Annotated in this window: 13 protein-coding genes; 5 read left to right on the top strand and 8 right to left on the bottom strand. The window is 71.5% G+C overall.

From position 1 onward, the window contains the following. Positions 1–500 precede the first annotated feature (500 nt). Positions 501–3131 (bottom strand): AfsR/SARP family transcriptional regulator, encoded by a 2631-nt coding sequence (locus tag DFJ66_RS18095; RefSeq protein WP_121222598.1) that lies wholly within the window; start codon positions 3129–3131, stop codon positions 501–503. A gap of 259 nt (positions 3132–3390) precedes the next feature. After that, positions 3391–5586 (bottom strand): terpene synthase family protein, encoded by a 2196-nt coding sequence (locus DFJ66_RS18100; protein WP_121222600.1) that lies wholly within the window; start codon positions 5584–5586, stop codon positions 3391–3393. Positions 5587–5813: 227 nt separating this feature from the next. On the opposite strand from DFJ66_RS18100, the gene DFJ66_RS18105 reads away from it, so the two are divergent. Genes DFJ66_RS18105 through DFJ66_RS18115 form a run of 3 tightly spaced genes read left to right on the top strand, consistent with a single transcriptional unit; the run spans position 5814 to position 9633 of the window. Further along, a complete protein-coding gene (locus tag DFJ66_RS18105; RefSeq protein ID WP_121222602.1) occupies positions 5814–6620 on the top strand; it encodes an ABC transporter ATP-binding protein in 807 nt (268 codons plus the stop codon). 18 nt (positions 6621–6638) lie between these two features. Next, complete coding sequence (locus DFJ66_RS18110; RefSeq protein WP_121222604.1) at positions 6639–7601, top strand: ABC transporter substrate-binding protein; 963 nt, start codon at positions 6639–6641, stop codon at positions 7599–7601. Between the two features lies 1 nt (position 7602). Then, positions 7603–9633: an iron ABC transporter permease gene (locus DFJ66_RS18115; protein WP_121222606.1), complete on the top strand. Its 2031-nt coding sequence runs from the start codon at positions 7603–7605 to the stop codon at positions 9631–9633. Here DFJ66_RS18115 and DFJ66_RS42820 read toward each other — a convergent pair. The 3 genes from DFJ66_RS42820 to DFJ66_RS18130 are packed head-to-tail and all read right to left on the bottom strand — an operon-like array spanning position 9630 to position 12768. Beyond that, positions 9630–10763 (bottom strand): RICIN domain-containing protein, encoded by a 1134-nt coding sequence (locus DFJ66_RS42820; protein ID WP_170199505.1) that lies wholly within the window; start codon positions 10761–10763, stop codon positions 9630–9632. The genes DFJ66_RS18115 and DFJ66_RS42820 overlap by 4 nt on opposite strands. Before the next feature lie 47 nt (positions 10764–10810). Further along, positions 10811–11800 carry a GNAT family N-acetyltransferase gene (locus tag DFJ66_RS18125; protein WP_121222608.1) on the bottom strand — a complete coding sequence of 330 codons (990 nt, stop codon included), beginning with the start codon at positions 11798–11800 and terminating at the stop codon, positions 10811–10813. Next, complete coding sequence (locus tag DFJ66_RS18130; protein WP_121222610.1) at positions 11797–12768, bottom strand: GNAT family N-acetyltransferase; 972 nt, start codon at positions 12766–12768, stop codon at positions 11797–11799. The genes DFJ66_RS18125 and DFJ66_RS18130 overlap by 4 nt, the downstream gene beginning before the upstream one ends. A gap of 292 nt (positions 12769–13060) precedes the next feature. On the opposite strand from DFJ66_RS18130, the gene DFJ66_RS18135 reads away from it, so the two are divergent. Both DFJ66_RS18135 and DFJ66_RS18140 read left to right on the top strand, forming a co-directional pair. After that, positions 13061–15694: a M4 family metallopeptidase gene (locus DFJ66_RS18135; RefSeq protein ID WP_121222612.1), complete on the top strand. Its 2634-nt coding sequence runs from the start codon at positions 13061–13063 to the stop codon at positions 15692–15694. Positions 15695–15795: 101 nt separating this feature from the next. Further along, positions 15796–16356, top strand: a complete 561-nt coding sequence (locus tag DFJ66_RS18140; RefSeq protein WP_121222614.1) for a 3'-5' exonuclease — start codon at positions 15796–15798, stop codon at positions 16354–16356. Here the strand turns inward: DFJ66_RS18140 and DFJ66_RS18145 are convergent. The 3 genes from DFJ66_RS18145 to DFJ66_RS18155 all read right to left on the bottom strand — a co-directional run bounded on the left by DFJ66_RS18145 (position 16337) and on the right by DFJ66_RS18155 (position 19810). Further along, positions 16337–17725 (bottom strand): serine hydrolase, encoded by a 1389-nt coding sequence (locus DFJ66_RS18145; protein WP_121222615.1) that lies wholly within the window; start codon positions 17723–17725, stop codon positions 16337–16339. The two genes, DFJ66_RS18140 and DFJ66_RS18145, sit on opposite strands and share 20 nt — an antisense overlap. 66 nt (positions 17726–17791) lie before the next feature. Next, entirely contained in the window at positions 17792–18874 is a 1083-nt protein-coding gene (locus DFJ66_RS18150; RefSeq protein WP_121222616.1) for a family 2 encapsulin nanocompartment cargo protein terpene cyclase, read from the bottom strand. Positions 18875–18937: 63 nt separating this feature from the next. Further along, positions 18938–19810: a geranyl diphosphate 2-C-methyltransferase gene (locus tag DFJ66_RS18155; RefSeq protein ID WP_121222618.1), complete on the bottom strand. Its 873-nt coding sequence runs from the start codon at positions 19808–19810 to the stop codon at positions 18938–18940. Between the last annotated feature and the right edge of the window lie 117 nt (positions 19811–19927).

The raw sequence follows: 19927 nt of genomic DNA on the forward strand, positions 1-19927 counted from the left end.
TTAGCGGCAACCCCCGGAAAATGTGGTAGGCTCCGCCAGGCCATACGGGGATGGCACAAGCAAGAAGCCCCCGCCCTTTCTTTTGTGTCCATCCTTGGCGGCCTGCCCGCCGGCGAGGCTCTTTTCGCTTTTCGCTCTTTCAAGCTTTTCAAGATCTTCAAGCAGAACGCTTCGCTCTCAAGCTGAACGCGCCGGCGCGCTCTCAAGATCAAAAGCGGCTGGGGAGACCACCGATGGGGGGTGAAGGGCGTCGGTTCCCCCACCGTATGGCCTGGCGGAGCCAACCACAGATTTCCCGGGGTGCCGCTAAAACTTTTTGCTCGTTCCTCGCAAAAACTTTCGGCTGCACCCCGGGAAATCTGTGGTAGCCCTTCGGGCAGGCCATACGGTGGGGGAACCGAGGCCCTCCACTTGTAGCTGAGCTACCGCGCGCTGCGCGCGCCGAAGAGCCGCGCTGCGCGCGCCGAAGAGCCGCGTTGCGCGCGTTGGGGGGCTGGTGATCAGTGGGTGTGTAGTAGGGCGGTCATCTCGTCGGCGTCCTTCACGCGGCCCTGGGCTTCGAAGAGGGTCAAGGCCTGCTGCCAGGCTTGGTGGGCCTGGTCTTCGTCGCCCAGGGCCGCGTGCACGTCGCCGAGGTGGCGCAGCACGCTGGCCTGCTCGTACGAGTTGTCCAACTCCCGGTACACCTCCAGCGCGTGGTGGTAGTGCTCCAGGGCGTCGGCGTTCCGGCCGTGGTGGTGGGCGATGTAGCCGAGGCTGTCGGAGGTGGCCGCTTCGCCGTCCCGGTGGCCCAGTTCCTTGTTCAGGGTCAGGGCTTCGCGGCAGTGGTGTTCGGCCTGCTCGTAGTCGCCCAGCCTCGCCGCCCGGTAGCCGACGTCGTTCAGGGCCTCGGCGATGCGGACCGGGATGTCCAGTTGCCGGAAGAGCGCTAGTTGGGCGGTGGCGTGTTCCAGAGCGCCGGCCAGATCACCTTGGTGTTCCAACGCCCAGGCCACGGCCCGGTGGGCGGCGGCCTTGCCGTAGTCGTCGGTGACCAGGTCCAGGGCTCGGCGGAGGTGGTGGTTGCCCTCCTCGTAGACGCCGACGTCGACCAGGGCCATGCCCACGAACTTGTGCGCGGCCACCTGTTTGTCGTTGTCCCCCAACGCTTCGGCCGCGTGCAGTGCCGCTCGCCAGACGGCCAGGTCCTCGGCGGCGTGGCCGCGGCGCAGGTGGTAGTTGGTCAACGCCCACGCCATGTGCCAGACGAGGTCGTGCCAGTCCCGGGTGGTGGCCTGGCGGTGGGCGGCCAGCAGGGACTCGTACTCGCGGTCGAACCAGTCCATCGCGGCGGTGACGTCCGGGAGGTCCGCGGCCTCCCCCTCGGGCGGGGTGATCTGCGGGCGGTGGGGTTCGATCAGGCGGTCGCCGGCGTGGGCGGTGGCGGCGAAGTAGCCGATGAACCTCTTCAGCGCTGTGTCGTCTTGCGGGGCCACCTCGGACGCGTAGAGGCGCACGAGGTCGTGCATGCGGTAGCGGCCCACGCCGTGTTGCTGGATGAGGTGCGCGAACTCGAGTTCGCGCAGGAGGGTTCGGGCGCGGGGTGGGGTGAGGCCGGCGAGCGCGGCGATGGACCGCAGGCTCAGGTCGGCGGCCGTGGTCACGCCCAGCAGGCCGAACAGGGCTCGGGCGTCCGGGGACAGGACCCGTAACGAGCACGCGAAGACCGTGCGGAGGCTGGAGCTCAGGTCGTCGAGGGCGTCCAGGCGCTGTTCGGCCAGCTCCTCGGCCAGCGCGGCGAGCGGCAGGTCGGGTTGGGTCAGGGCGCGGGCGGCGATGATGCTCAAGGCCAGCGGCAGGCCGCCGCACAGGTCCAGCAGGGCCGTCACTACCTCGGGTTCGGCGTCCACGCGTGCCCGGCCCAGGCGGGTGGTGAGGAACGTGCGGGCGTCGTGCGGGTCGAGGACGTCCAGGGCCACCGACTTCGCGCCGTGCGCGCTGACCAGGCCGACCAGCTGCTGGCGGCTGGTGACCAGGACCGTGCACCGGGGGCCGCCGGGCAGCAGCGGGGTGACCTGGGGTGTGTCGCGGGCGTTGTCGAGGACGACCAGCATCCGCTTGTCCGCGACCAGGCTGCGGTAGAGGGCGGCCTGGGCGTCGAGGTCCGCGGGCGGGTCGGTGACGCCGAGGGCGTCCAGGAACGCGCGCAGGGCGTGGCCGGGCGGGACGGGGTCGCTGGTCGGGTCGAACCCGCGCAGGTTGACGTAGAGCTGGCCGTCCGGGAAGTCGTCGGCGTGCAGGTGCGCCCAGTGCAGGGCCAGCGCGGTCTTGCCGATGCCGCCCGCGCCGCCGATGGCCGTGATGACGACCGTGCCGCCGGGTTCGGTGAGGTCGTGCAGCTCGCGCGTGCGTCCGGTGAAGAAGCGTTGCGGGGCCGGGAGTTGGCGCGGCACGGCCGGGTCGGGGCCGAGGAGCTTGAGGTGCAGGTCGCGCAGGGCGGTGCCGGGGTCGGTGCCGAGCTGGTCGGCCAGTTCGCGGCGCAGGGCGTCGTAGTGGTGCAGCGCCTCGGACGTGCGGCCGGCGCGGTGCAGGGCGGTCATGAGCTGGCCGGCGAGGCGTTCGTCCAGCGGGTGCTCGCGGGCCTGGGCCTCGAGCTCGGGCAGCAGGGCGCCGTGGTGGCCCAGGGCGAGGGCGACGTCGTTGCGGTCGAGCTCGACGGTCCGGCGCTCGGCGTGCAGGGCTTGGCGGGTGGCGTCGAACCAGGGCGAGTCCAGGCCCGCCAGCGCGTCACCGCGCCACAGGCCCAGCGCCCGGTCGTAGAGCGGGGCGGCGTTCTCGGGCGGGTTGGCGCGAGCCTGCCGGACCAGGTCGCGGAACCGGTCGAGGTCGGTCGTGGCGTCCAGCCGGTAACCGGCGGGCGAGCGCTCGATCGGCAGGAACCCGCGCAGCTTGGAGACGTACCCGTACAGCGTCTCGCGGGCGCGCAGCGGCGGCCGTTCGCCCCACACCCGGTCCACCACCCGGTCGACGGCCACGGCCTGCCCGTCCGCCAGCAACAGCACCGCCAACACCGCCCGCTGCCGGGTGTGGCCGAGGTCGACCAGCCGCTCGCCCTCGCGCGCCTCGACCGGTCCGAGCAGTCCGAACTCCACCCTTGCCGCCCCCTTGACCTGCCGGTTCAAGGTTCATCCTAGGTTCGTCCCGGATCATGGCGGCACTGTGGTTCCCGCGAAGCCACGCGTCAGGCGCGAAGGCGTGGAAACGTCGACGGCGGAGTCCCCCCACGATTCCGCCTTCGAGGAGGGGACCGGGGATCCCGGCCGTGCGCCCCCCGCCGGCCGGGATCTTCGGCTGGGGCCGCTCCGCCCGACGACCGCATGGGGGTGCGGTTGTCGGGAGGAGCGATTCCGGCTAGCCCTTGGCGACGAGCGAGCGAGTGGACCGGGTGCCGATGCCGGTCGGGCCGCGCAGCACCTGTGGTGCGGTCGCCCCGAAGTGCTTGGCCAGCGAGTCCTTGTCGTATCGGCGCACGTGTTCGTGCCAGTGGAGGATGCCGGACATCCAGTCCTCCAACTCGCGCACGTAGGCCTTCAAGGCGTTGCGGGCATCCGCGTCCAAGTCGAACTCGGTGAACAGCGCGGGCAGTTCGTGCTCCACGGAGTGCTGGAACTGGCGCAGCCGCTGGTTGGCCAGGTCGGCGGCGACCGCGAAGGCCCGTTCGTGGTCCACGTCCAGGAAGTTCCGCGTGACCAGCACGAGGTTGTGCAGCTCGCCCTCGTACTGGACCTCCTTGCGGTAGGAGTACAGGTCGTTGAGGATCGTCGCGTAGTCCATCGCCGAGTTCTCGATGTTGCGGATGGCGCGCGTCCGGTAGATCTCCGGCGGGAGCAGGCGGCCGTGGCTGAAGCGGGCCAGGCTCATGGTCAGGCCCGAGCCGAACGTGTCGCGGCGCATCTCCGTGTAGTCCACCGGGTCCGGCACGCGGTTCTCGCGGTGGTTCTTCAGCTCCCACAGCCAGCTGTGCAGCATCGCTTCGACGGCGGCACGCAGTTGTGCGCGGTTGTCGCGGGGCATCGCGGCGGTCGTGCGCGCCCACAGGTCGGCCAGGCCGCGTTCCAGCGCGCTGACCGGGGTGACCGGTGCCGGGCCGTCCACCGGCATGAGTTGGGCGAGGCGGTCGGTGGCGATCTTGGGGGCGGCCAGGTCGGTGCGGCCGAACACGCGGGGGAAGTAGTCGTCGCCGTAGGTGCCCCAGGTCAGCCACAGCGCGGAGGACTCCAGCTCCTCGGCGGTGGCGTCCGGGTCCAGGCCCGCGGAGCACAGGGCCAGGTCGTAGTCCCGGGCCTCCTCCTCCGTCCACACGCCCTCGTCGAACACGCCGTGCTTCCGGGCCCAGGCGATCGACTTCTCCTGGGCGTCGGCGCGGTGTGGGCTCAGGGCCAGCTTGAACGGCATCTCCAGCACGGACTTCGGGGCCGGCAGCTCCGGCACCTCCTCGAACGGCACGTGCGTGAAGCCGCGCAACCGCTGCGGCGCGGTGCGCACCAACGAGCGGAGGGCCTGCGTGCCCAGCCCGGTCGGGCCGTCGAGGACGTTGCCGTCCAGCGCGCCCGTGTTCATGTACCGGCTGGACCGCAGGTGCCACTCGTGGCCACCCGCCTGCCAGTCCTGGAGGCCCTTCACGTAGGCCAGCACGGCGAGGCGTCCGGCCGGGTCGACGGCGTGTTCGTCCAGCAGCGGCGGCACCTCGGTCAGCGCCGTGTGCTCGAACTGGTGCAGGCGGGAGGTGAGCAGGTCGTTGACCTTCTCCGCGGCCTCCTGCGTCGGCAGGTCGAGGAACTTCTCCAGCACCAGCACGCCGTTGCTCAACTCGCCCTCGTCGAGCACCTCGCGCTCGTAGGAGAACAGGTCGTTGCGCAGGTGGACGGCGTCGGCGAACGTGTCCCGGAGCACGGCCAGCGGTCGGGACAGCGCGATGCGCGCGGGCACCTCCATGCCGGTGACGTGCTCGACCAGGTTCGCGCTCCACGGCGCACCGCCGACCTTGCGGCGCATCTCGATGTACTCCAGCGGGTTGGCCAGCCGGCCCTCGCTGATGTTGAGCAGCTCCCACATGGACTCGTCCAGCAGGTGCTTGGTGTTGTCGGCGAACCGGCGGCGCCAGTCCATCGAGTGCGCGGGGACCGTGCGTTCCCACAGGTCCTTGAGGCCCTTCTCGACCGGGTTGGCGGGTTCCTCGGTGATCACGCCGTCGACCGGCATGAACAGCGGCAGGCGGTCGAGGTAGGCCTTGGCGCCCTGGATGTCGTCGGGGTTGCGCTTGTAGAGCTCGACGAAGTGGTCGTCGAAGTAGAAGACCCAGACGTACCAGTCGGTGACCAGGTCGAGGTCGTCGGCGGAGGCGTCGGGGTGGGTGTAGGCGCACAGCAGGGCGTAGTCGTGGGAGGCGAGGTCGTCGTCGGTCCAGATGACCGTGCCGTGCTGGGGCACGTCGATGAAGTCCATCTCGTGCGCCCACGCCTTGCTGTGCGTGCGGGCGCGGTGGAGGTGGGGGTTCAGCCGTGCCGGGTAGGGCATGTAGAACTCCGGCAACTGGAACGGCTGCATCGACTCCGCACCTCTCTGTCGCTGGCTACTCGTGCACGCAACCAGCCGCGCGGTGTCCGGGCCAAGCCCTGTCACGTGGGATACACACGTTCGTGCCGCGTTCTCGCCCTACCGGCGCACCCGGCCGTACCGGAGGGTGTCCGCACTTTGCGTGTTACCGATGCGTAATGATGTCCGGGGTCACACCCGTACGGGCTAACCGCTCGGCTTAGGTTAGCCTCACCTTCATGCCTACGGACGGGACGCTCAGCGGGCGTGAGCTGGTGCTCGCGCACCACGACCGCACGGTCGTGCACGGGGTCTCGCTGGAACTGCGGCCCGGGACGGTCACCGCCCTCGTCGGCCCCAACGGGTCCGGCAAGTCCACCGTCCTGCGTTCGCTCGCCCGCCTGCACAAGCCGCAGGACGGCACCGTCCACCTCGGCGACCACGCCGTGACCGCCCTGTCCGGCAAGGAGTTCGCCCGCAACGTCACCCTCCTCACCCAGCACCGCCCGACCCCCTCCGGCGTCTCCGTCCGCGACGTCGTCGCCTACGGCCGCCACCCCTACCGCGCGGGCTGGCGCGGGGTCGACCGCGACGGGAGTGCGGCGATCGAGCGGGCCATGCGCCTGACCGGGGTCACGGACATGGCCGAGCGCGGGGTGGACGAGCTGTCCGGCGGCGAGCTGCAACGGGTGTGGCTCGCCTCCTGCCTCGCCCAGGAGACCTCCGTGCTGCTGCTGGACGAACCCACCAACCACCTCGACCTGCGCTACCAGGTCGAAGTCCTCGACGTGGTGCGCGACCTGGCCACCGACCACGGGGTCGCGGTCGGCGTGGTGCTGCACGACCTCGACCACGCGGCGGCCGTCGCCGACCGGGTGGTCCTGCTGTGCGACGGGCGGGTGGTCGCGGACGGGGCCATCGCCGACGTCCTGACCGCCGAGCACCTCACGCACGCCTACGGCATCACCGTCCACGTGGCGCACGACCCGGTCACCGGCACCGTGCACTGCCGTCCCGTCGGCCGCCACACCGCTCGTCTCGTCTGAACCACGAAGGAACCACCCATGCGCATCCCTGCCCTGGTCGCGGCTGCCGCGATCCTGTTGACCGCCTGCGGCACAACGGAAAACCCGGCGACCACGACGTCCGCGTCCGCCGGCGGACCGGTCACCGTGACCGACGCGCGCGGCAAGAACGTCGAGCTCGAGGCACCGGCCCGGAAGGTCGTCGCCCTCGAGTGGGGCGAGGCCGAGATCGTCACCTCGCTGGGCGTCATGCCGGTCGGCGTTGCCGACACCGCCGGCTACAAGACGTGGAACGCCGCCGCCCCGCTGGACGCCTCCGTCAAGGACATCGGCAAGCGCTCCGAGCCCAGCGTGGACGCGATCGTCGCGTTGGACCCCGACGTCGTGGTGATCGCCGAGGAGCGCGACTCGACGCTGGTGCCGCAGCTGGAGAAGTACGTGCCGGTCGTGGTCACCAAGTCCAGCGACGCCTCCCGCAACCTCGACCGGCTGCGCGAGGACGTGCGCATGATCGCCAAGGCGGTCGGCAAGTCCGCCGAGGGCGACAAGCTGCTGTCCGACATGGACGCCAAGCTCGCCGAGGGCAAGAAGGCGTTGGAGGGCAAGGGGGTCGCGGGCACGCCGTTCTTCATGGCCGACGGCTGGTTGGAGGGCAGCACGGTGAGCATCCGCCCGTTCGGCAAGGGTTCGCTGGTCTCCGACATCGCCGAGCAGGTCGGCCTGAAGAACGCGTGGACCGGCCAGGTGGACCCGCAGTGGGGCCTGGGGCAGACCGACGTCGAGGGCCTCTCGGTCCTGACCGACCCGAAGACCGTCCTGTTCTACAGCGCGTCCGAGGACGACGTGTTCACCACCGGCCTGGCGCAGAACCCGGTGTGGCAGCGGCTGCCGTTCGTGGCGTCGAAGAAGGTCACCAAGTTCGCCGGCGGCACCTGGACGTTCGGCGGCCCGAAGTCCGTGGCCTCGATCGCCGACCAGGTCGTCCGCGCCGTCACCGCCTGACGTGCTGCGCACCGCCGCCGTGACGGCGGGGATCGTGGTGGCCATCGCCGCGCTCTCCGCCGTCCACCTCACCCAGGGCACGTCCGACACCGGCGTGCTCGACGTGCTTCAGGCCTTGATCGGCCAAGGGGACGCACAGACCCTCGCGGTGTTGGAGGGTTCCCGCGTCCCACGCCTGCTGACCGCGTTGCTGCTCGGGGTCGCGATCGGCGTCGCCGGGGCGGGCATGCAGTCCGTGGCGCGCAACCCCTTGGCGTCACCGGACACGCTGGCCGTCAACGCGGGTGCGCACCTGGCCGTCGTCGTGGTGGCGGCGTTCGGGCTGACCCTGCCGACGCTGCCCGCGGGCGTGCTCGCCTTCGCGGGCGGGCTGGCGGCGGCGACCGTGGTGCTGGGGCTGTCCGGCGGCGGGTCGACCAGTCCGCGGTTGGTGCTCGTGGGCTCGGCGGTGGCGTTGGCGTTGCAGTCGTTGACGATCTTGTTCCTGCTGATGTTCGAACAGGAGACGACCGGGCTGTTCGCGTGGGGCAGCGGGTCCCTGACCGTCAGCGACCTGGACGCCACCGCCCGGATGACGCCCGTCGTCGTGGTGGCGGTCGCGGCGCTGGTCGCGATGGGGCGGTCGCTGGACATCCTGGCCTTGGGCGACGACAACGCGTCCCTGCTGGGTTTGAAGGTGCGGCGGACGCGGGTCGGCGCGGTGCTGCTGACCGTCGCCCTCACCGCCGCCGCCGTCACGGTCGCCGGGCCGGTGGGGTTCGTCGGCCTGGCCGCGCCGGTGGTCACCCGGCTGCTCGTGCCGCGCGTCGGGGCGCACCGGGTGCTGCTGCCGCTGTCGGGCCTGGTGGGGGTGCTGGTGGTGCTCGGCGCAGACGTGCTGCTGCGGGCGGTCTTCGGTGCCGCCAAGGCGTTGCCCGTGCCCACCGGTGTGCCCACGACGATCATCGGCGCGGCGCTGCTGGTGTGGCTGGCCCGACGCGGGCGGTCCTCGGGCGGCAGTGCCCGGCAGGCACCGGCGGGCAGGGTCGGGGTGGCCGGGACGCGCGGTCGGGTCGTCGCGGTGGGGGTCGCGCTCGCGGTGCTGGTGGTCGCCGCGCCCGTGGTCGGCCTGCTGCTCGGCGACCGGGTCGTGCTGCTGGGCGACCTGGCGAACTGGCTGTCCGGCCGCACCGGCACCGCGCTGACCTTCGTGCTGGACCAACGCCTCCCCCGCGTCCTGGCGGCACTGGCGGCGGGCGCGGCGCTGGCGGTGTCCGGGTGCGGCATCCAGTCGGTGAGCCGCAACCCGCTGGCCGAACCGGGCCTGCTCGGCATCACCGCCGGTGCCGGCCTGGGCGCGATCGCCATGATCACGCTCGTCCCCCTCGCCGGTGCCTGGCACATCGCCGGCGCGGCCGGTGCGGGGGCGGTGGTGGCGTTCGCCCTGGTCTACGGGTTGGCGTGGCGGTCGGGCCTGGACCCGGACCGGTTGGTGGTCATCGGCATCGCGCTGTGGTCGGCGGGGATGGCGCTGATCACGCTGCTGATCGTCGTGTCGGACCCGTGGAACACGGCGAAGGCACTGACCTGGATGTCCGGCTCGACGTACGGGCGGACGCCGGACCAGGTGCTGCCCGTCGCCCTGGCTCTCGCGGTGGTCGTCCCGCTGCTGTGGTGGCGACACCGCGAACTCGACCTGCACAGCCTCGACGAGGACACCCCGCGCGTGCTGGGCGTGCGGGTGGAGCGGTCCCGGCTGGCGGTGCTGGCCGGATCGGGCGTGCTGGCCGCGACGGCGGTGGCGGCGATCGGCGTGGTGGCGTTCGTGGGCTTGGTGGCTCCGCACCTGGCGAGATCGCTGGTGGGCGGCCGGAACGCGCGCGTCCTGCCGGTCGCGGCGGCGGTCGGCGCGGTGCTGGTGAGCGCGGCCGACACCCTGGGCCGCACGGTGATCGCACCGGCCCAGATCCCCGCCGGCCTGGTGATCGCGCTGGTCGGGACGCCGTACTTCGTGACCGTGCTGTGGCGCACCCGCGAGGCGCGCACCGGCTAGCCGAGCTGGAAGACCTGGTGCGCGCCGCCGTCGCACGGGTTCTGGATCAGCTGGGTGCCCGGCTCGCGGCTGCCGCCGTAGACGCCGATGCAGTAGCGCGCGCCCGGGACGGAATGCAGGAGGTAGCCCGTGGCGACCGGTTCCAGGGTGAACTGCTGGTCGACGCGGTTGCCGCAGTTCGTGCCCGCGATGAGGACACCCGTGTCCGTGCCGCCGTAGTCGACGGTCGCGCAGCCGATGCCGTAGTCGGCGTTGTGCAGCTTGATGCGGAAGGAGCCGTCCGGCAGGCGTTCCAGTTCCGTGGGCGGGGTGGCGGTGGCGCAGTCGTGTTGGCCCAGGACGATCCGGGCTGACCCGCTGAACCGCTCCTGGCCCTCACCGACGCACAGGCCCGTGTGGCTCAAGCGGATGCGTTGGATGCCGTTGCGGGGGCTGCTGTTCGGCGGCGGCTCGGGGCGGTTCTCCGTGGTGGGGACGGTGGTGGTCGCGGGGTTCGGCGGTGGGTTCTGCGGTGGGTTCTGCGGTGCCGGGGCGGGTTGGGTGGTTTCCGCGGTGGTGGTCGTGGTGGCGGCTGCGGTGGTCTCGGCGGTTGTCGTGGTGGTCGATGTGGGGCCGGTGGCCGTTTGGTCTTGTGGTGCGCGGTTGAGGACGACCACCAGCACGATCGCCAAGACCACCGCGAGGAGCCCCAGCACGACGGCGAGCGCGCGGCTCCGGCGGCCTGCGGTGACCGGAGGTTCTTCGGCGATCTCCACAGGCGCGGGGGGATCGATGGTTTCCGGTTCGGCGGCTTCGGGTTCGGGGACTTCGGGTTCGGGAGTGGGCGCGGGTGCCGAATCCGGCTCGACTTCCGTCGCCGCCAGGTCGGCGCGGACCCGGGCCCAGGCTGCCGCTGTTTCCTCGTCGCCCCCGCACGCACGGACGAACGCCACCACGATCTGCTCGCGCGGCAACGTCGAGCGGGACAGGGCCGAGTTCAGGGTCGACGTCGGCAGGACCTCACCCAGGGTCGCGGCACGGCGTTCCAGGGCCCGGAAGCTGTAGCCCGACCGCACCCGCAGCGCCCGCATGGCCGCGACGAACTCCGCCGCGTCCTCGGCCTCCGGCGGCCTCAAGTGGTGTGCCTCCACCGATCCCTCCCCCAAGGTGCGCCGCAGATCATGGCACAGGCCGCCGGCTACCCCCCGAGCCGCTCCGCGAGCGCCGCCACGTCGTGCGCCAGCACCAGATCGGTCGGGAGGTCGTGCCAGCCCAGCTCGCGGTTCACCCGGATCATGTGGTGGTTCTCGCTCTCGGTCGCCGTCGTGATGCGGGCGGCGGTCGGGTCCTCCGCCAGCCACCGCAGCATGTCCCCCTTGAGCCACAAGCCGATCCGCCGTCCCCGGTGCGCGCCCAGCACGGCCGTGTACCCCTGGTAGAACCGGTCGGGCCGGGACGGCAGCCGGATGACCTCCGTCAACCCGACCACCTCACCGTCCCGCACCGCCGCCACGACCCGCTGCTCGACGCCGCCGTCCCGGTACTCCGCCTCGGTTTCCCGAACCCGCTGCGCGGTCCACTCCGGTTCGCGGAACTCGGTGTCCCCGGTCGGGGCGTCGTGGATCGCGCCGCGCGCCCGTGCGGTGGACTCGACCAGGTCGTCCGGTGTGGTGCCGGTCCAACGCACCAGCTCGTAGCCGGCGGGCGGGTCCACGTGCCACAACGACCGGTCGGCGTCGGCGAAGTCCAAGCCCAGGCGGGCGATCGACCGCGCGGTCCGGAAGCCCAACCACTTCGCCCACCGGTCGCCCGGGCTGTCCTCGACCACCAACCACGCCTCGACGGTCCGCCTGCCCCGCGCCCGGAAGTCCGGCAGCAAGGTCCGCAGCACCTGCGTGCCGATCCCGCGCCGCCGGTGGTCGGGGTGCACGACCACCTCGCACAACGCCATGTGGTCGTTCGGCGCTTCGGGGTACCGGGTGTAGACCACGCCGACGACCTCACCGGCCACGCGCACCAGCCGGAACTCGGCCGGCCCCAGCCCCGGCATCGGGTGGCGCATCCGCGTGACCAGGCGCTCGTAGTCGAGGTCGTCGGGATCGCCCTCGGCGACCCGGATGCGGTGGTACTCCCGCAGGTCCGACTCCGGCGCGGTGTGCGGGTCGAACGACCCGACCTCGATGCTCACAGTCCTTCCACCTCGCGTTGCAGGAACAGCCACGTCCGAACGTCCCGGTACCCCAACGCGTGGTTGACCCGCTGCATGGCGACGTTGTCCGATCCCGTGCCGGTGAGCACCGATTGCACCTCCGGCCGCTCGGGCAGCACCCACCGCAGCAAGCCGGCCTTCATCGCCACGCCCAGCCCCCGGCCCCGGTGCGCCGCCACGACGGCGGTGTCGCGCTGCATCAGCCACGTCGGCGCGGTCGGCCGGGTCTCGACCTCGGTCAGCCCCGCGACCTCGCCGGACTCCTCGTGCACCGCCACGACGACGAGCTGCTCGACGTCCTGCCGCCGCCGTGCGGCCTCCTCCTCGCGGACCCGTTCGACCGTCCACTCCGGGTGCTCGAACTCGGCGTCCCCCAACGGCGAGTCGCCGATCGCGTTGCGGGCGCGGGCGTAGGACTCGACCAGGTCGTCGGGCGCGGCCCCGATCCACCGCCGGAACCGGTAGCCGGCCGGGACGGGCACGTCGGTGCGCGCGTCGGTCACGTCCAGCTGTTGCAGCACCGTCCGCCACCCCACCCGGAACCCCAACGACGACGCCCAGGCCTCACCCGGCCCGCCCTCGTCGACCTGCCAGACCTCCGCCGACGTCCGCCCGCGCGCCACCGACTCCGCCACGACCGCCCGCAGCAACGCCGCACCCGCGCCGCGCCTCCGGTGGTCCGGGTGCACGGTGATCGTGAGCAGCACGGACGAGGTGTTCTCCCGCTCCGGGAAGTACGCCACCGCCACCCCGACGACCTCGCCACCCGCCCGCGCCACCCAGTGCACCGCCGGACCGAGGTCCGGGAACGGGTTGCGCAACCGCCACACCGCCGTGTCCACGTTCGGCCGCGGTCCCGGCGTCCGGGCGTGTTCCATCGCGGCCACCTGCACCCGTGCGACCGGCACCGGGTCTTCGCGGTGCGGGTCGAACCGTGCCACATCCATGTCGCAAGCCCCCCTTCGACACCGACCATTCTGCCCAAGCGGGGAAACGGATTACCGGCAAGGCTTTCGGCGCAGCGTTCGGCGGCATACCGAAAAGACATAACTTTCCGCGATATGACCAGCGTTCTCGCTGGTCATAGGCCTAAAGGCGCAACTGAACGAACTGGCAAGTGTTAAGGCTCGATGGGCCTACCGGCGGGCGTTACACAAGAGTGGTCTAGTCCACATCGCGCACACCGATGAGGACGTCACACCGAGTTCTCGGTATTCCCTGCATGCCCGAGGAGCTGGCATGAAACGCAGAATCGGCATATACCTGACCGCCTGCCTGGCCGCCCTGTCGGTCCAGGTGGCGGGCGGCTCGTCCCAGGCCGCGCCCGCGCCCGCCGCCGACCCGGTGGCGGTGGCCGCGGCAGCCGCCGACCGGGCGGCGGCGTCCGGCTTGGACGCCCTCGCCAAGGGCCCCGACGAGCAGTTCCAGCGGCGGGCCGTCCACAAGGGCGGCGTGCCCGGCCGCAAGGACCTGTACTACGTGGCCTACGAGCGCACCTACAAGGGCCTGCCCGTGGTCGGCGGCGACGCCGTCGTGGCGACCGACGCGGCCGGCAAGGTGCTCGACACCGTCGCGGCCAACGAGGGCGGTCTCGCCGTCGACGTCCGGCCGCGCATCGACAAGGACCGCGCGGTCGCCATCGCCCGCTCGCAGCTGTCCACTGTGGACAACGTCGAGGGCGCGACGCTGTCCGTGCTGGCCCGTGGTCACGGCAAGCTGGTCTACGAGACCGTGGTCACCGGCACCCGCAACGGCGAGCCCAGCCGCCTGCACGTGTTCGTCGACGCCCGCACCGGCGTGGTCGAGGACCTGGTGGACGACGTCCGGGCGGGCACCGGCACCAGCGAGTGGAACGGCCCCAACCCGCTGACCATCGACACCAGCAACAACAGCACGGTCGACGACACCCGCCCCGGCCTGCGGTGCGTGGACTACTCGACCAACCAGCCGTTCACCAAGTCGTCCAACTCCTTCGGCAACGGCCAGGCCACCAGCAAGGAGACCGGCTGCGTCGACGTGCTGTGGTCCACCCAGAAGCAGTGGGACATGCTGAAGAACTGGTTGGGCCGCAACGGCATCGACGGCAACGGCCGCGGGGTCACGGTCAAGGTCGGCCTGAACGCGGTCAACGCCTACTGGACCGGCCAGCAGATCGAGATCGGCCACAACAACGCCAACCAGTGGATCGCGTCGATGGACGTCGTCGGCCACGAGCACGGCCACGCCATCGACCAGTACACCCCCGGCGGCGCGGGGCGCGAAGCCGGCCTGGGCGAGGCGACCGGTGACATCTTCGGCGCCCTCACCGAGGCCTACGCCAACGAACCATCCCCCTGGGACACCCCGGACTACCTCGTCGGCGAGTCGGTGAACCTGGTCGGCCGCGGCCCGATCCGCAACATGGCCAACCCGCAGGCGGTCTCCGGTCACCCGAACTGCTGGTCCAGCGCCATCCCGGGCACCGAGGTGCACGCGGCGGCGGGCCCGCTCAACCACTGGTTCTACCTGCTGGCCGAGGGCTCGAAGAACAGCCCCACGTGCGACGGCTCGACCATCCCGGCGGGCATCGGCATCCAGGCCGCGGGCCGGGTGTACTACAACGCGATGCTGCTCAAGACGTCGAGCATGACCCACTTCAAGTACCGGGTCGCGACCCTCACGGCGGCGAAGAACCTCGACCCGACGTGCAAGCAGTACAACGTGGTCAAGGCGGCGTGGAACGCGATCAGCGTGCCGGCGCAGTCCGGTGAGCCCAGCTGCACCTCGGTGCCGGTGGACGACTTCAGCCTGGCCCTGAACCCGGCGTCGGGCACGGTCCAGGCGGGCGGCAGCACGACGGCCACCGTCAACACCAGCACCGTCGCCGGCAACCCGCACACGGTCGCCCTGACGGCGTCCGGCCAGCCCGCGGGCGTGTCGGTGTCGATCACGCCGTCGTCGGTGACCTCCGGCCAGTCGGCGACGCTGAACGTGTCCACGACGGCGTCGGTCGCGCCCGGCACGTACCCGATCACCGTGAAGGGCGTCGGCGGCGCGAACACGCACAGCGTCACCTACACCCTGATCGTGGGCGGCCAACCGCCGACGAACGACTTCGCGCTGGCGGTCAGCCCGGACAGCGGCACGGTCCAGCCGGGCGGCACCACGACCACGACCGTCGCCACCACGGTGACCTCGGGCCAGTCGCAGAAGGTCACCCTGACCGCCACCGGCCTGCCCGCGGGCGCGACGGCCACCTTCGACCCGGCCACGGTCGCCGCCGGCGAGTCGGCCAAGCTGACCATCGCCACCAGCGCGTCCACCCCGGCGGGTGAACACCGGATCACCGTCACCGGGCGGGGCGCGGACGCGACCCACTCGGCCACCTACACCCTCACGGTCGGCGGCCAACCGCCGACGAACGACTTCGCGGTCACCCTGACCCCGACCAGCGGCACGGTCCAGGCGGGCGGCAGCACGACCACCACCGTCGGCACGACCACCACCGCCGGCTCGCCGCAGAAGGTCAGCTTCACGGCCACCGGCCTGCCGACCGGCGCGACCGCGACCTTCACGCCGCAGTCGGTGGAGTCCGGCGAGTCGTCCACCCTGACCCTCGCGACGACCTCGGCCACACCGCAGGGCACCTACACCATCACGGTGACGGCCACCGGCGCCGACACCACCCACACCGCCACCTACACCCTGACGGTCCAGGGCAACGGCGGCGGAGGCTGCGGCACCCTGCCGGCGTGGAACGCCACCACCTCGTACGTGCCCAACGACGAGGTCTCGCACAACAGCCACAAGTGGAAGTCGACCTGGTACTCGACCGGCGCCGAGCCGGGCGCACCCGGGTCGTGGGCCGTCTGGCAGGACCTGGGCGCCTGCTGACACCGTGCCGCCGGGGCGGGTTTCTCGTCCCGGCGGCACCCCGGCTCGACCACCGCGAAAATCCCCATCCCGCCCGGAGACCCGCCCGCTACCGTGCCGGCGTGAACATCCTCAACGTGGTCGACGTGGAAGCGACCTGCTGGGAAGGCAGCCCGCCGCCCACCCAGACCAGCGAGATCATCGAGATCGGCCTCACCGTGGTGGACCTCGACGCCGGCGTCCGCACCGCGCGCCACCGCATCCTGGTCCGCCCCCGGCGCAGCCGCGTCAGCGCGTTCTGCACCGAGCTGACCGGCCTCACGCAGGCCGAGGTCGACACCGGTGTCACGTTCGCCGAAGCCTGCCGGATCCTGGCCGCCGAGCACCGCGCGAACCAGGTCCCGTGGGCCAGTTGGGGCGACTACGACCGCAAGCAGTTCACCCGCCAGTGCCAGATGACGAACACCGAGTACCCGTTCTCCCGCGACCACACCAACGCGAAGGCCGTCTTCGCGGAAGCCCACGGTCTCCGCAAGCGCCCCGGCATGGCGCAGGCCCTGGAGATCGCGGGCCTGCCCCTCGAAGGTCGCCACCACAGTGGCGAGGACGACGCCTGGAACATCGCCGCCCTCGTCCTCCACCTCCGTCGGAAAGGCGCTTGGCTCAGCGCATCCCGGCCATGATCCCGTCGATCGCCTTGCCCAGCTTGGCGTACTTCTCGGTGTACAGCACCGGGAACACGCCCGGCGGGTCGGCGGGCCGGTAGGAGTCCACGTAGTCGGTGCCCAGGTTGCAGAACACGACCACGACGTAGTTCCGGCCGTCCTTGCCGCGCAACGACTTCACGATGCCCGCGTCGCTGCCGGTGGTGTCCACCCACCCGTTCTTGTGCGCGTAGGTGACCTCGGCCCGCGCGTCACACGGCCGCACGTCCTGCCCGTACACGGCGTCGCCCACGGTCACCGTGCCGTCCGGCTGCACCCACCGCGCCGGGGTCTTCTGCGGGATGCCCTGCACCGGGTAGTCCCGGCCGCACCAGTTCGTGGTGGACAGCATCTCGTTGTGCCCCTGGTCCCCCAGCGTCTTCAGGAAGAACTGCCGCGACGACCGGCTCAACGCGCCCGCCGTCACGCGCCGCCCGCTGTCGGTCGTCCACAGCACACCGGGACCACCGTTGACCAGCAGCAGCAGCTTCGCCGTGTCGATGCCGCTCATGTTCGAGCCGATCCACCGGCCGCCGTTCTCCGGCAGCGTCCCGGTGATCATCAGCGTCGGCAGGCCGAGGTCCACGAACGACTGGTTGAGCTCGTCCATGGCCTTCAGGTCGTGGATCATCTTGATCAACGCGCAGGTGGACTCGTTCTGCGACCGGGTGATCATCTCGTCGAAGAACTGCCGCACGGTCTTGGTCTGCTTCCCGCCGCACGCGGGCCTCGGCACGGTCGGGTCGTAGACGTACTCGCCGTCCAGCGACACCCGACCCTGGTCGACCAGGCGCAGCACGCCGAAGCCCACCATCAGCTTGAGCACCGACGCCGGGTACGGCGAGGAGAAGTCGATCGGCGCGTCCTCCCGGCCCGCCAGGACGTCCCGCGTGCCGCGCCCGCCGTTGACGTCCCACTCGGTGTCGTCCCACCAGCGGTAGCGGACCTGGTCGGTGGACAGCGTCCGCCGGTTCACCGGCACCACGACCCCGGTCGGGTACTGCGGGCTGAGCAGCACGTCCGCCATGGCCCGCGGGCGGCCGGCGCCGTCCAGCTCGATCACCGCGACGTCGAGGTTCGGCGTCTGGTGCAGCGGTTTCCCGGCCGCCAGCGCCAAGCGCGGCGTGGGCACCCCGTCGTACTTCTCCACCGGCTCGGCCGACCGCGCGGCCAGGCTCGGCTCCGGCGGCGTCAGGTCGATGACGTCCTTGAAGTCCTGCGCCACCACCGCCTGCCGGATCGCCTCGGCCAGCCGCGCCGCGCGATCGCCGGACGCGTCGGCCGCGGCGACCGGGGTGACCGTCGCGGTGACCAGCGCCGCGACGGCCGCGATACCGATCAGTCTCATGCACACTCCCCCATCAGAAAGCAACGTTCCGATGGGGAAGTTAGTGCATAAGTGACCGATGCGTCGCTACCGGTAGCGCGGATTGGTGTTGTGCCACTCGAAACCGCCGCCCATCCAGGCCTTCAGGCCGCGCAGGAAGCGCTGGAGCTCCGGTGACGGCAGCGGCAGCAGCGAGCGGTGCAGTTCCTCGAAGTCGCGGACGATCTTGTTGTGCAGTTCGACGACGACCTCGCTGGCCTCTTCGTTGGAGATACCGCGGTCGGCGGCGACCTGGAGCACCATGTTGACCACCGGCTTCTCGTCGGCCGCGTCCTTCTTCACCGACATGAGGTCGTTCACCAGCACGGACGCCGTACCCGCCTGGAACGCGGCCCGCCGCACGTTCGGCTCGTAGTACAGGTTCGCGGGCACCTCGTAGCCGCCGACGGCGTCGATGAGCGTCATCGACGTGTAGAAGGTGTCGTGCTGGCGGGTGGCCAGGTACTTCCACGCGGGCGGGTACTCGCCGGTGTGCCGCCAGGCCGCGTAGCTGGTCCAGGCCACGAACATGGCGAACGTCGAGTAGTTCACCCGCTGCACGATCGACGGGGTGCCGTACCGGGTGAGGTGGTCGATCCCGGTCCGCAGCGCGCGCAGCACCACGTCCGAGCCCAGCGTCTCGTCCAGCGGCGCGGAGAACTCGCCCGCGTCGGGCAGCGGGTCCATGGCCGCCATCGCGATCGCCAGGCGCGGCGGCAGCTGGGTGGGTTCCGCGCCCATGCCGCTGTCGTCGGCGTACAGGTCGTCGGCCGCCCACCACGCCGCGTTGAGCTTGGCGGCGATCAGCAGCCGGTCCGGGTCGTCGGTGTCGACGTGGGTCAGCACGGCCAGCCGCCCGAACCCGGCCTTGCGCATGTGGTCGAGGTCCTCGCCCTCGAACCCGACCTCCTCCGCCCACAGCGCGAGGCCGTCCTCGACGACCTCGGTGAGCGCGTCGTCGACCCGCTCGGCGACCGGGACGTACAGCGGTGACGCGGTCCCGTCGCCCCACGGCCGTTCCAGGTAGCCCGGTTCCGGTGGCGGCTGCTTGGTCAGCTCCGCCACGACCCGCGCGGCGGACGTGCCCAAGCCGCTCGGCACGGTCCAGTCCGCGGCCACGGTCTCCGTCATCGTCGTTGCGCCCCTTGGGTTCGGGCGCGGGGACGGGTGCACGCCGCCCCCGCGCCGCGGCGGTCAGATGCGGTCGGCCGCGATCAGCAGGTAGTGGAAGCTGCCCTCGCGGTAGGCGGTCAGGAACGGGTCCTCGATGCCGGTCGCGACCGAGGACTTCGCCCGCAGCTCCCAGTACGGGATGGTGGCGGCGGTCAGGTCGACCACGTTGATCGGCACGAAACCGTTGTCCGCCAACGCCCGGAAGTACTCGCTGCGCGGGTGGATGTTGCAGATGTAGTGCTGGTCGATCTGGCTGACCGCGCGCGACCGGCCGCCGGTGAGGTCGTTGTAGCAGCCGGTGATGCAGACGTACCGGCCGCCGGGGGCGATCAGGCGCGCGAACTCGGCGTAGAGCTGCTGGAGGTCCACGTACATCGTGGTCTCGTTGGTCCAGATCCCGCGCATCGAGCCGGTGTCGAAGCCGGTGTCGAGCATGTTCTTGAAGTGGAACCGGACCTGGTCGGCCACGCCGCGCTTGCGGGCCTGGTCGTTGGCGAACTCGACCTGGGCCTCGGAGATGCTGACGCCGTCGAGCCGCGCGCCGAAGCGCTGGTTGGCCATGAAGCTGGTGCCACCGCGACCGGACCCGCCGTCCATCATGCGGTCGCCGGGCTTGATGACGTCGCCGAAGTGGTCGAGCAGGACGTCGGCCTGCGCGGTCTCCAGTCGGTGCAACTCGGCGATGATGGCCTGGTCACGCTGCTCCGGCGGCGTCTGGAGCACGGCCGGGTCGTAGTCCCCGATGCCGTAGTGGTGGTGGTACAGCCCGTCGACCTCGCCGAGCTTGATGTTGACCGGGTCCTTCTCCTGGTTCCAGTACTCGGCGACCGAGCGCTGGTAGGCGCTGCGCAGCACCGGCTTCACATCGGTGGTCGGGGATTGTGCCGTGGCCATGGTCCGAGGCGCTCCTCACGGGGTCGTCGTCTGGCGGCCCGGGCGTCGGGGGGTGGCGTCCGGGACCGCTACCGAGCCTGGCAGCGGCCGGCGACCCGGGGCCATCCACCGGGAGGG

This window comes from Saccharothrix variisporea (assembly GCF_003634995.1).
Lineage (GTDB): Bacteria > Actinomycetota > Actinomycetes > Mycobacteriales > Pseudonocardiaceae > Actinosynnema > Actinosynnema variisporeum.

What these genes read in the sequence shown, in the direction of transcription:
- DFJ66_RS18100 (WP_121222600.1), bottom strand. Translation starts at nt 5,586, where the DNA reads ATGCAGCCGTTCCAGTTGCCGGAGTTCTACATGCCCTACCCGGCACGG.
- DFJ66_RS18105 (WP_121222602.1), top strand. Translation starts at nt 5,814, where the DNA reads ATGCCTACGGACGGGACGCTCAGCGGGCGTGAGCTGGTGCTCGCGCAC.
- DFJ66_RS18110 (WP_121222604.1), top strand. Translation starts at nt 6,639, where the DNA reads ATGCGCATCCCTGCCCTGGTCGCGGCTGCCGCGATCCTGTTGACCGCC.
- DFJ66_RS18130 (WP_121222610.1), bottom strand. Translation starts at nt 12,768, where the DNA reads ATGGATGTGGCACGGTTCGACCCGCACCGCGAAGACCCGGTGCCGGTC.
- DFJ66_RS18135 (WP_121222612.1), top strand. Translation starts at nt 13,061, where the DNA reads ATGAAACGCAGAATCGGCATATACCTGACCGCCTGCCTGGCCGCCCTG.
- DFJ66_RS18145 (WP_121222615.1), bottom strand. Translation starts at nt 17,725, where the DNA reads ATGAGACTGATCGGTATCGCGGCCGTCGCGGCGCTGGTCACCGCGACG.
- DFJ66_RS18150 (WP_121222616.1), bottom strand. Translation starts at nt 18,874, where the DNA reads ATGACGGAGACCGTGGCCGCGGACTGGACCGTGCCGAGCGGCTTGGGC.
- DFJ66_RS18155 (WP_121222618.1), bottom strand. Translation starts at nt 19,810, where the DNA reads ATGGCCACGGCACAATCCCCGACCACCGATGTGAAGCCGGTGCTGCGC.